Annotated in this window: 8 protein-coding genes; 3 read left to right on the forward strand and 5 right to left on the reverse strand. The window is 61.7% G+C overall.

Going from position 1 to position 12,355, the window contains the following annotated elements; genetic code table 11:
• Together SOM61_RS25705 and SOM61_RS25710 are read right to left on the reverse strand one after the other, a co-directional pair.
• The gene (locus tag SOM61_RS25705; RefSeq protein ID WP_320476703.1) at positions 1-582 is read right to left on the reverse strand and encodes a hypothetical protein; all 582 of its coding nucleotides are present in this window, start codon (positions 580-582) and stop codon (positions 1-3) included.
• On the reverse strand, positions 579-2,741 hold the full coding sequence (locus tag SOM61_RS25710) for a protein kinase domain-containing protein (protein WP_320476704.1): 2,163 nt from the start codon (positions 2,739-2,741) through the stop codon (positions 579-581). Before SOM61_RS25710 ends, SOM61_RS25705 begins: the two co-directional genes overlap by 4 nt.
• A gap of 317 nt (positions 2,742-3,058) precedes the next feature.
• Between SOM61_RS25710 and SOM61_RS25715 the strand changes: the two genes are divergently transcribed.
• Complete coding sequence (locus tag SOM61_RS25715) at positions 3,059-5,200, forward strand: hypothetical protein (RefSeq protein WP_320476705.1); 2,142 nt, start codon at positions 3,059-3,061, stop codon at positions 5,198-5,200.
• 33 nt (positions 5,201-5,233) lie between these two features.
• On the opposite strand, the gene SOM61_RS25720 is transcribed toward SOM61_RS25715, so the two are convergent.
• Positions 5,234-5,593, reverse strand: a complete 360-nt coding sequence (locus SOM61_RS25720; RefSeq protein WP_320476706.1) for a hypothetical protein — start codon at positions 5,591-5,593, stop codon at positions 5,234-5,236.
• 210 nt (positions 5,594-5,803) lie between these two features.
• On the opposite strand from SOM61_RS25720, the gene SOM61_RS25725 reads away from it, so the two are divergent.
• Entirely contained in the window at positions 5,804-9,004 is a 3,201-nt protein-coding gene (locus SOM61_RS25725) for an error-prone DNA polymerase (RefSeq protein ID WP_320476707.1), read from the forward strand.
• Here SOM61_RS25725 and SOM61_RS25730 read toward each other — a convergent pair whose 3' ends face one another.
• Positions 9,005-10,627, reverse strand: a complete 1,623-nt coding sequence (locus tag SOM61_RS25730) for a methyl-accepting chemotaxis protein (RefSeq protein ID WP_320476708.1) — start codon at positions 10,625-10,627, stop codon at positions 9,005-9,007.
• A gap of 224 nt (positions 10,628-10,851) precedes the next feature.
• Here SOM61_RS25730 and gntR point away from each other — a divergent pair, with 224 nt between their 5' ends.
• On the forward strand, positions 10,852-11,880 hold the full coding sequence (gntR, locus tag SOM61_RS25735; protein WP_320476709.1) for an HTH-type transcriptional regulator GntR: 1,029 nt from the start codon (positions 10,852-10,854) through the stop codon (positions 11,878-11,880).
• Positions 11,881-11,891: 11 nt separating this feature from the next.
• Here the strand turns inward: gntR and cynS are convergent, their stop codons facing one another.
• Entirely contained in the window at positions 11,892-12,341 is a 450-nt protein-coding gene (gene cynS, locus SOM61_RS25740) for a cyanase (protein WP_123068334.1), read from the reverse strand.
• Positions 12,342-12,355: the final 14 nt, after the last annotated feature.

The following is a 12,355-nucleotide window of genomic DNA, read 5'->3' on the forward strand; positions in this document are numbered from 1 at the left end:
TCATGGTGGGTCTGAACCGTTACTGATCTCACCTTCTGGATCAAAATAGAATACACGAAGTTGTGCCGCTTCCTTTTGAGCTCGTTTGATAAGAACTGTTAGATAGAAAGAGATCTCCCAAAAACCGTTGATATTTCCTACGGCCAGATGATTGTCCCAGAGTAATGTAATTTTTCGTATTTTTTCAGGGGAATCATTGCTTGTTGCCAGCGGAATGAATGCTGAAGGATCAATCCGAACCAAGGCACCACGTTCTTTGCCGTCGACACTGGCAAACGGAGATGGAGGGGCATAACGGGTACGTAAGCCAGGTCCGCAACAAATGATCTGTGGACGGGTGATTAGGCAGCAGTCGATTACTTCAATTGATTCGAGACCGGTATTGTCTTTATCGCTTGCAGTGATTGCGATCCGAAAATCCTGGTTGGCATCGAACTCGATATCTCGATTCCAATGTGGATTTTCTCGCGTACGATCAGAACCAATGGCCGAGTCAAGATCGGTAAACAACCAGTCGATACCATCATCTACTTGATTGACGTCCAGGCGCGCCGTCAGTGTCATCAATGGTTTTGTCATCATTCCTTTTCCATTCGAAGTAAATCAAACCGCGGATCACTCCGCAGTGCCAGCAAATCGGGCTCTGTACCGATCAATTTTGTTGGGTAACCGAGGTTCTGTGCACTCGTCAGTTCTGTTAGAGCAGCATCTCGCTGCCCCACTAATTCATATGCTACTGCAGCGCGGAAGCGGATATCAGGGTTGTCGGGTGCAGCAGTTACAGCTTTATGGCTCAACACTGAGGCGGTTGTCTTGTCACCAAGCTTGGCAGCATACAATCCCATGCGTGATACCAGCGTACTGTCGCCCGGCGCGCGTTCGAGGCGCGGCTTTAGCAATGCAGCTGCTTTTCGATAAGCTTGTTGCGAATCCTGTTCACGGCCAGGAATCCATCGTAAGGTGTCGGCGAGATTGGCCCAGCGTAAGTACGCTATGCTATTACCCTTCGACACGGAAACGGCGTGCTCAAATGCCTTGGCTGAACCAATATAGTCGCCTCTATTAAAGAGTGCAGTTCCCAAGTTGTTATAAAGCTGTCCGCTCGGACGCACCTGTAGCCCTTGCTGCAGCACGTGGAGCGCTTCGTCGCTTCTGCCCTGACGTACTAGTGTCATGCTCAGATTCGCGTATGACGATACAGCATCTGGCTCGATCTGAATACTTTGGCGGAACGCTTGCTCGGCGCCGGTATAATCCCCTAGGTGATGGCGTAGGGAACCTAATCGATCAATGAACATGCGCTCGGCAGGATGTGCTTTGCGTGCGATCTCAATGCTGTGCTCGGCCTCCTGATAGCGTTGCATTCGAATTAAAACCCCGCTTTTAGTATTATGTGCGAAGAGGTTTGAAGGATCTAGTTCCAAGGCTTGCTGAGCAAACGTCAAACTTTCTTCATTCCTGTCTTGCTGCCAACGGACATATGCTTTAGCGGCATAACCAAGTGCTAGCTGATCATCCAGGGCAAGTGCGGCTTGGGCCCCGGCGTCAGCACGCTGCAGCCAGCTTGCATCGCTGCGGTCGCCAACATAGCGCATTGCATAGGCCAATGCCATGCCGGCGGTTGCCGCGGCGTGTTTCGGTTGCTTTGCCAGAATGGCTTCAAAATTCTCGATCGCGATATCTGGACTTTCATCTCGGTCAAATTGGCGCAACGCAGCTAACCCGTTTGACATACGTTTTGCATTGGATATTGGTGATAGCCACTGGTGAGTTTTGTCAGCCAATGTCGAGAAATGCATTGCCCCACCAATTGCCGAGAGAATGACTGCGACACTACATGCGAGCAAGGTCCGATTACGGCGAGAGGTTGACCGTAGCAACGGCCGTGTAGATACAGCTTGGGTTATGACATTCGATCCCTGCAATGCGTGGGCGGCATCTTTAACTGCTCGCATCGTGGTTATACGTGCAACCGGATCTGGCGCGCACATCGCTCGTACTAACGAAACCATATCCTGATCGGCATCTGCAGCAAAGGCCCATTGCGTGCATGAGGACTGCACTTGGGCAGCAGCCAAAGCCAGACCATGAAGATGTGCGAATGGACGTTCTCCATGCATCATCTCGTACATCAGCACGCCGACAGCGTAAATGTCGCTCAGTGTGCTGGGATGTTTGCCATTAAGGATTTCTGGCGCAAGATAGGCGATGGTCCCTTGAGTCTGTAATACATCGCCTGATTCAGTCGCAAGCGGATCGATTTTGCGCGCCAAACCAAAATCCATGATGCGCAACTGCCCTGATGGCTCGATCATTAGATTGGCCGGCTTCAAATCGCCATGGATCAACCCCGCCGCATGTGCCTGCGCCATCGCATCTGCCAACTGGCAAACGATATCGAGTATCTGCTCGCGCGACAGCTTGGTCGTGGACAGCAGCTGATGCAGGGTCTTCCCCCCAACCAGCTCCATCACGATCGACTTGCTATGGCCGTCGTCTTCGAGTGAGTAAATCTGGATGAAGGCAGGATGCCGCAGCGATGCCGCCAGGCGCGCCTCTTGCAGCAGATTATCCGGCTGGTCGCGCACTAGGTCAGGCTTCAGGCGCTTGATGGCAACGGTGCGCTGCAGCGCCGGATCCCACGCCTCATGCACGTCGCCGAAACCGCCATTGCCAAGCAGCTTACCGAGGCGATATCGCTCGGTACTGGGAGTGGCAATCAGGTCAGGCGATGAAGTCATTTGCGGCTCGTTTGGTCGGCGCAGGCGCCGTAAATACTACAGGAAAAGAAACTTGCCGAATGCACATTCTTAACTTCGATTCAGGCAACCAGCGTGTCAACTTCCTCGTTGACATGTAAAAACACCCGTTGTTTTACACCCAACAGGCATAAATAGTCGACTAAATCCTTGATTTTGTTGCTTTGACGCCATGTTTCAGGGTGGCACGGAGCTTGCAAACTATTGCGTACCACGAGGGAAGACGTAACGAAGATCGTCGCGCCTGCCATCGCAATTGTCGCAAAGCATGTTATTCATTCCGGAAAGAAGATTCAAGTATGGCTACCCAAAGCACAGGCGTTCTGCAGATTGTTGGCGCGGCTTATGGACTCAAGCAAGTCACCGCGCAGGTCATCAAGCAAGTCAACCGTCAGGCTTTTCCAGAGACCCTGTCTGTTTTGGCAAGTAACCAGACGTTCGGCGACACCTGGGTTGGTCACGAAAAGACGCTGACCGTCGTCTATCGCTATGACGGCGGCCCGACGTTCGTGGCTACTGCTTCGGAAGGCCAGACGCTGAACATCGGCGCCCAGCAGTTCGAGCAATCTATCCGGGCTCCTGCTCCAGCGCCGCAAGACAACACCGCCCAGCCGGTACTGACCGTGTGGGGCGCCAGCTTCGGCTGCTCCGACGTGAGTGCGACGGTACGCAACCTGGCCGACCACTCGGCTGGAACCTTGTCCCTGGTCGCCGACAGCGCCACCCTCGGCGAGGACGGCAAAGGCAAGCGCAACACCTTCGTCATCGTGGCCAGCTATTGCGGCCAGATTCCATTCATCGACATCGTTGTTGAGGGCAATCCCTATGCGCTCAGCTACCGTCCACCGCTGCACATCCTGAGCGCATTCTATGGCCTGAAGGACGTCACCGACATCGTCCGCGCCAGTGTGAGCCGGCGCAGGCTGTCCGTCGCCGCATCGAGCAGCGTGTTCGGCGATGGCTGGCCGGCGATGCGCAAGACCCTGCACGTGGTCTACCAGTACGCCGACCGCAAGCCGCAAATGGCCGCGACGACCGAGAATCAGACCCTGCACATCGACTACGATCCGACCGCACCCGCCGGCCAGGCGTCGCTCGACCCACGCGCCCTGAACATCATCGCCGCCGCCTACGGACCGGTCGACGTCACGGAAAAGGTTGCCGCGCTGGTGGAGAATGGAAGCCTGTCGTTCACGGCCGACAGCCTGACCTTCGGCGATACCTGGCCAGCCGCCGTCAAGTCGTTCTCGATGGTCTATAGCTGGGGCGTAGCGGGGGTATCGAGCGTCAACGTGCCTGAAGATACGCCGGTCTCGATCACCCAGCCCGAGCCAACGTTCACCACCGACAGAAACTTCGTTTCGCTGGCCGGAGCGCTCGCTGCCGGCGACGAGATCAAGCTCCAGACCGCGGCAGGCGGTTACTGGTCGATCGCTGCCGACGGCCAGATCACGGCGCTCGGAACCTCGAGCGATGCGGCCGAGGTGTTCACCATCGGCGTGCCCGAGGCCCAGGATGCACCCGCGATCACCTTGCAATGCCGTGACGGCAGCTACGTCAGCGTTGATAGCGACGGCACCTTGCGCGCGGGTGGCAGCGCGCAGGACGCGATCCAGTTGATGGCATCGCTCCAGGCCAATGGCGCCATCAATATCGGCGTCGTCGGTGGAGCGGGAGCGCCGTTCATCGCGGTGACTGCAAGCGGCGCCATCGCGGTGGACGGCAGCTACGACACCAATTTTTCCACCTGCTTCAACCTGCTGCTGAACCCCACACGGGCCGGCAATGCCAGCCATTTGCAAGCCTTCGCCAGCGCGACGATGCTGGATGGACCGGTCGACATGAAGCTGGTGAAAGTGGTGTGGAAGCTCACTGGCGGCTGCTTTCTGGCGGCCGGCCTTGGTCGGCTCCTCGGCGACCAGCAGCAGATCGGCCTCGCCTTGTACCGCTTTCTGCGGCGCTATCCTGGCGTGATGAACAAGATCGCGATCCTGATCGCGACCATCGACTGCAACCGCGCAATGCCGGCGAGCGCCTTGCTTGGCGTGCTCAAGGCGATCCACGAGGCCGGCATCCTCATGCCGGTGCTGCGGATGACGCTTGCGACGACTGGATGGATGGGGATTTCGTGGGCCATCGTCACGGTCCTGACGAAAGTGCAGGGCGGCGTTACGAGTGCCAGTGCGACGGCAGGGGGCGAACTGGGCGAGAGCTTCTCCGACTGGGCTTACGAGACCACGATGGACATGCTCGACTACATCAATTCCACGGGCGGCACTGCCTTGATGCTTGCATATGAGCGAATGGCCTGTGCGGATCAGCCGGTATTGCGCCGCGCGCAAGGTGGTGGTTTGTCCAGCCTGCGCGCGCGGATGGGGCCGCAAGACATCACTGGCTCTTCGTTTGGTCCAATGCCGCGGCCCTTTCCGACACATGTGTAAGGCGTAATTTTCGGATGAAGTAATGTCCGAAGGCTACATTGGAGGATCCATGCCGTTTGATATTTCGGCCTCAGGGAAGTTAGAAATATTCATCGAAGGATTAACTTCCCAGTCAACTTCGATTTCAGGATCGATGACGTTGGGATCGGGTGGGTTCGTGCCATTCCCGACTTCGCCTTCGGGATCGCTATAGGCAACTACGACCAAGCGTTCACCATTCACCGCTCCTACATGCTGCGGAACGACCAAAGCATCCTGCGCCATCGCCGTCGTCATACCCAAAGCCATACCGCCTAAACAAATCGCCCGAATCAAGCGGGCTAAAAGTTTCGCCACCATGTTTTCAAACCTCCCCAGTAAACGCGGAAATTTTCCGTAGAGAAATAGAAACATCCGGTTACTCGAATGTCAATGCAGAAAGGGTATTTCCAACTCCCGGCACAGAAATATCGTTCCGCATCCCCAGTCACCACAAAACACTGCTCACTCCCAACCCACCACATCCCTCATTTCCAAGCCATACCCTCAACTTCCCCAGCCACATCCCCCAGCTCGGTTATACTGTGTTTTTATACAGTATTGGCTGTTTGACAGCCCCCCAGCGTGACCAAGCCTACCCCCACCGCCCAGCCCCCGGCATCCCAGGCCCAGGCGCTGCCCCCCTACGCCGAGTTGTTCTGCCTCTCGAACTTCTCGTTCCTGCAAGGGGCCTCGCACGCCGAGGAGCTGGTCGCGCGCGCGGTGCAACTGGGTTACTTCGCACTGGCCCTCACCGACGAATGCTCGCTGGCCGGCGTCGTGCGCGCCCACGCCGAAGCGAAAGCCGCCAACCTGCCCCTGATCATCGGCGCCCACTTCCACCTCAAAAACCCCGACGGCACTCCAGCCCCCTCCCTGATCCTGCTGGCGCAAAACCGCAACGGCTACGGCAACCTGTCCGAACTGATCACGATCGGCCGCACGCGCAGCGAGAAGGGCACCTACCTGCTCACCCCCGACGACCTGGCCAACCCCACCAAGGAATACGCCCACCTGCAGCACATGCCCGACTGCCTGGCCATCCTGCTGCCGCCATACCCCGGTCACGAAGCCCAGGACGTCGACCGCCTGCACGCCCAGGCCGCGTGGATGGCCACCACCTTCCCGGGCCGCGCCTGGCTCGGCCTCACCCAGCTGCACCGGGCTTTCGACGACGCCCACCGCGCCACGGTGGAAGAGGTAGGCTGGCAGCACGGCCTGCCGATCGTCGCGCTGGGCCACGTCTCCATGCACGTCCGCTCGCGCAAGCCCCTGCAGGACACCCTGAGCGCAACGCGCCTGGGCAAACCGGTGGGCGCCTGCGGCTACGGCCTGGCGCAGAACGCCGAGCAGCACCTGCGCGCGCGCCTGCGCCTGGCCAATATCTATTCGCGCGAGGCGCTGGCCGAGACGGTGCGCATCGCGCGCCTGTGCACCTTCTCGCTCGACGAGCTGCGCTACGAATACCCCGATGAGGTGGTCCCCGAAGGCCACGACGCCAGCAGCTACCTGCGCAGCGAAACCTGGATCGGCGCGCACCGGCGCTTCCGCGACGGCGTGCCGGCCAAGGTGCAGGCCCAGATCGAGTACGAACTCGAACTGATCGCCGACATGGGCTACGAACACTACTTCCTCACCGTCTACGACATCGTGCGCTTCGCGCGCTCGCAACACATCCTGTGCCAGGGCCGCGGATCGGCCGCCAATTCGGCGGTGTGCTACTGCCTCGGCATCACCGAGGTCGATCCGGCCCGCGCCAGCCTGCTATTCGAGCGCTTCATCTCGCGCGAGCGCAACGAGCCGCCCGACATCGACGTCGACTTCGAACACCAGCGGCGCGAAGAAGTCATCCAGTACATCTACAACAAGTACGGCCGCCAGCGCGCGGCGCTGGCCGCGGTGGTGATCAGCTACCGGCCCAAGAGCGCGCTGCGCGACAGCGGGCGGGCGCTCGGCATCGACCTCGCCATCGTCGAGAAGGTGGCCAAGACCCATCACTGGTTCGACAGCCGCGCCGATCTGCTGGGCCGCCTGGCCGAAAGCGGCCTCGATCCCGAGGCGCCGCTGTCGCGCCAGTGGGCGACATTGGCGCAGTCGCTGCTGAACTTCCCGCGCCACCTGTCCCAGCATCCGGGCGGCTTCGTGATCGCCAAGGGTAAACTCTCGCGCCTGGTGCCGATCGAGAACGCGACGATGGCCGACCGCAGCGTCATCCAATGGGACAAGAACGACCTCGAGGAACTGGGCCTGATGAAGGTCGACGTGCTGGCGCTGGGCATGTTGTCGATGATGCGGCGCGGCCTGGAGCTGGTGGGCCAGCGCTATGGCGACGTGTTCGAGATGCAGGACATCCCGCTCGAGGACAGCGCCACTTACGACATGATCTGCCAGGCCGATACCATCGGCGTGTTCCAGATCGAATCGCGCGCGCAGATGAGCATGTTGCCGCGCATGCTGCCGCGCCGCTTCTATGACCTGGTGATCGAGGTGGCGGTGGTGCGTCCCGGCCCGATCCAGGGCGGCATGGTCCATCCCTATCTGCGCCGGCGCCAGGGGCTCGAGCCGGTCGACTATCCGAGCCCAGAGATGAAGGTCGCGCTCGGACGCACCCTAGGCGTGCCGATCTTCCAGGAGCAGGTGATGCAGGTGGCGATCCTGGGCGCCGGCTTCACGCCGGGCGAGGCGGATCAACTGCGGCGCGCGATGGCGGCCTGGAAGCGCAAGGGCGGCCTCGAAAGATACTACGAGCGCATCGTGGGCGGCATGCTCGAACGCGGCTACAAGCTGGAATTCGCCGAGGCGATCTTCAGCCAGATCCAGGGCTTCGGCGAGTACGGCTTCCCCGAATCGCACGCGGCCAGCTTCGCGCTGCTGGCTTATGCGAGTTCATGGCTCAAGTGCCACGAGCCGGCCGCTTTTCTCTGCGCGCTGCTCAACAGCCAGCCGATGGGTTTTTATAGTCCCTCGCAACTGGTGCAGGACGCGCGCCGCCACGGCATCGAGGTGCGGCCGGTCGACGTCGCCATCAGCGGCTGGGATTCGGCGCTGGAAGAGTACGACCCCGTCGACCGCTCGCGCCAGCCGGCGGTGCGGCTGGGCTTTTCGCTGCAACGAGGATTGAAGCAGGAGGCGGCCGAGCGCATCGAGCAGGCGCGCGCCGTGCGGCCTTTCGACAGCGTGGCCGACCTGGCGCGGCGCGCGCATCTCGACCGGGGCGACCTGCAGGTGCTGGCCGCGTCCAACGCCCTGCGCTCGCTGGCCGGGCACCGGCGCGAAGCCTTATGGCAGGCCTCGGGCGCCGCGCCCGACAAGGATCTGTTGCGCCCGACCGTGCCGCGCGAAGAGACGCCGGCATTGCAGGCGCCGAGCGAAGGAGAGGAGATCGTCGGCGACTACCGCGCGCAGGGATTGACGCTCGGTCGCCATCCGCTGGCGCTGCTGCGCGAGCGTCTGCTCAAGCAGCGCTTCATACCGGCTTCGAGCCTGATGGATTTCCAGGATGGCCAGCTGGCGCGCGCCTGCGGCCTGGTCACGGTGCGCCAGCGCCCCGGCACGGCCAAGGGCGTGCTGTTCATGACTCTGGAAGACGAGACCGGCAACATCAATGTGATCGTGTGGCCGACCCTGGTCGAGCAGCAGCGGCGCGAAGTGCTGGGTGCGCCGCTGCTCGGGGTGTACGGCATCTGGCAGCGCCAGGGAGAAGTGCGCCACCTGGTGGCCAAGCGGCTGGTGGACTTGTCGCACCTGCTGGGCGGGCTGGATGCGCGCAGCAGGGATTTTTGCTGATTACGCCGCGGCCAGTTTCATGGCGTGTTTGCCGGCGGCCGTGCGGGCGCTGCGTCCCGGCGCACCCGCCTGCAACTGGAACACCTGCAAGGCCTGCGACACCTCGTCGGTCTGCCGCGCCAGGGTCGCCGTCGCGGCGGCGGCTTCTTCCACCAGGGCCGCGTTCTGCTGCGTGATCGCGTCGAGCTGCGTCACCGCCTGGTTCACCTGTCCGATGCCGCTCGACTGTTCGCGCGTCGCGCCTGCGATCTCGTCCATCACGCGCGTCACCTGGTCGACCGCGCCCACCACTTCCTGGATCGCCGCGCCGGCCGCCACACTCAGGCGGTTTCCGTTGTCGACATTGGCGATCGAGGCGTCGATCAGCGCCTTGATCTCCTTGGCCGCGACCGCGCTGCGCTGGGCCAGCGTGCGCACTTCGCCCGCCACCACCGCGAAGCCGCGGCCCTGTTCGCCCGCCCGCGCCGCTTCCACGGCGGCGTTCAGGGCCAGGATATTGGTCTGGAAGGCGATGCCGTCGATCATGCCGACGATGTCGAGCACCTTGTGCGACGAGGCGCTGATCGCCTCCATCGTGCTCACCACCTCACCGACGGTGCGCTGGCCGTTGCCGGCCGTCGCGGCGGCGCGGCGCGCCAGGTCGCTGGCGGCGTTCACGCTGTCGGCGCTCTGCGCCACGTTGTGGGTCAGCTGCTCCATGCTGGCCGCCGTCTCTTGCAGGCTCGAGGCTTGCGTCTCGGTGCGGCTCGACAGGTCCTGGTTGCCGGTCGCGATCTCGCCGGTGGCGTGGCGGATCTCGTCGAAGTTGGCGCGCACGTCGCCGATCACGCTGAACAGGTTCACGGCCGACTGGCGCAGGGCCGCAACCAGCTGGCCCATCTCGTCGTCGCGGCGCGGCGCCAGGCGGCAGGTGAGGTCGCCGCCGGCCAGGCGGCGCGCGAAACCGGAGGCCTCGGCCAGCGGCGCCAGCACATTGCGGCGCAGGCTGGCCCACAGGCCCAGCACCATGGCCAGAGAGACGGCCAGCGACAACAAGGTCCAAGCCGGCAGGCCGTTGCGCCAGCATTGGAGCGTGATCGCCGCCAGCAGCAGCGTCAACAGGCCCATGCCGCCGTTGATCTGGGTGCGCAGAGGGAGGCGGGCCAGCGCCGCCAGGCGCCCGCGCAGGCCGCCGTGTTCGACGCGGCCGTTGCGCAACACCAGGCCGCGCGGGTTGCCGGCCTTGAATTCGGCGTACAGCATTGCCGCCTCGCGCACCTGTTCCCGGGTCGGCTTGGTGCGCACCGACATATAGCCGGTCGCCTCGCCGTTCTCGAGCACCGGCGTCACGTTCGCATACACCCAATAATAGTCGCCGTTCTTGCAGCGGTTCTTGACCATGCCGCTCCACGGCCGCCCGGCGCGGATCGCCTGCCACATGTCGGCGAAGGCCTCCACCGGCATGTCCGGATGGCGCAGGATGTTCTGTGGCGCGCCGATCAGCTCATCCTCGGTGAAGCCGCTCACCTGCACGAAATACGGATTCGCATAGCGGATATTGCCCTGCAAATCGGTGGTCGAGACGATGGTCTTGCTATCGGCCAGCTGGTATTCGTTATTGGTGATCGGTGTGTTCAGGCGCATATAGGTTCTTTCAACAAGGCAACAGGGCGTGAAAAAGTATAGCGACAGCCGATGAGACCGTCTGCGGCCTGAGCCCTAAATTCAGCAAAAATACAACGATTAAATCAGTAAAATCACTAACTGACTTTCGGGCCGGTTTCCAGGCTGGCCAAGGCGGCCACAAAAGGCCTGCCCGTTGTTGATAGAATGGAACCAGGAATAGAGAAAGCCACCACAGGATGACCATGGATAAAACGAGCCGCAGCAGGGGCAGGGGAACGGGACGGGCGACGCTCGAGCAGGTGGCGGGCATGGCCGGCGTGTCGATCATGACCGCCTCGCGCGCGCTGAGCCAGCCGCAGATGGTCTCCGAGGTCACCCGGGTCAAGGTCGAGCGCGCGGTCGCGGAACTCGGCTACGTGCCCAACCGCGCGGCGCGCGCGCTGGCCTCGTCGCAATCGCATGTGATCGTGGTGCTGGTGCCGTCGTTTTCAAACGCCGTGTTCACCGCCGTCCTCGAAGGCATCCACGATGCCGTCGCGCCGGGCCAGTACCAGCTCCTGATCGGCAATACCTATTATTCGCAGGCAGAGGAAGAAAAGCTGCTGCGCACCTACCTGCAATCGAGCCCGGACGGCATCCTGTTCTCGAGCCAGGCCCACAGCCCGGCCGTGGCGAAGATGATGGAGGCGTCGCAGGTACCGTCGGTGTCGATGATGGACCTGTCCGACGATGCCGACGCGCTGTCGGTCGGCTTCTCTCAGTTCGAGGCCGGCATGGAGATGACGCGCCACCTGCTCAGGAAGGGCTACCGCCGCATCGGTTTCATCGGCGCCCAGTTGGACGAGCGTACCCTGCGCCGCGCAGACGGCTACCGGGCCGCGATGGCCGAGGCGGGCCTGGCCGACCCACGGCTCGAGCTGATGGTGCCGGAGCGTTCCACGATCGCGCTCGGCGCCGAGTTGATGGGGCAGATGATGGCGAACATGCCCGACTGCGACGCCGTCTTCTGCTGCAACGACGACCTGGCCCACGGCGCCGTCTACCACTGCCAGCGTCACGGCATCCGCATCCCGCAGGACATCGCCGTCTGCGGCTTCAACGATTTGCCGGCGTCGGCGTGGATGATGCCATCGCTCACCACCATTGACACGCCGCGCTACCAGATCGGCTTCGAGGCCGCCAGCCTGCTGCTGCAGGTGATCAAGGGCCAGGAGCCTGAACGCAAGCGCATCGACCTGGGATTTACCCTGCGCGAGCGCGAGAGCGCCTGACCTGACGAAGCTTAGTAGCTCTTATAAGGCAGGAATTTGCCGGACAAGACCACGTTGACGCGGTCGCCTTTCGGGTCTTCGGTGCGCTGGATGTCCATCGAAAAATCGATGGCGCTCATGATGCCGTCGCCGAATTCTTCGTGGATCAGTTCCTTGATCGTGGTGCCGTACACGTTCACCAGCTCGTACCAGCGATAGATCAGCGGATCGGTCGGCACCGCCGTGGGCAGCGATCCCTTGTAGGGCACGATCTGCAGCCAGGCGATGGCTTCGTCAGAGAGTTCAAAGATCTTGCCGACCGCCTCAGCCTGCGGCTTGGTCAAGGTCATCTGGCCAAGGCAGGCGGCGGTAGTCCATTCCTTCGACAGGCCGGTGGCCTCGGTCACGTCGCGCCATTTGATGCCCTTGCGGACCTTGGCGGACAAGATCATTTTGGTGACGTCTTCACGGCATGAAATCATGTTTGGCTCCATCG

Source organism: Massilia sp. CFBP9012, assembly GCF_034045115.1.
Lineage (GTDB): Bacteria > Pseudomonadota > Gammaproteobacteria > Burkholderiales > Burkholderiaceae_D > Telluria.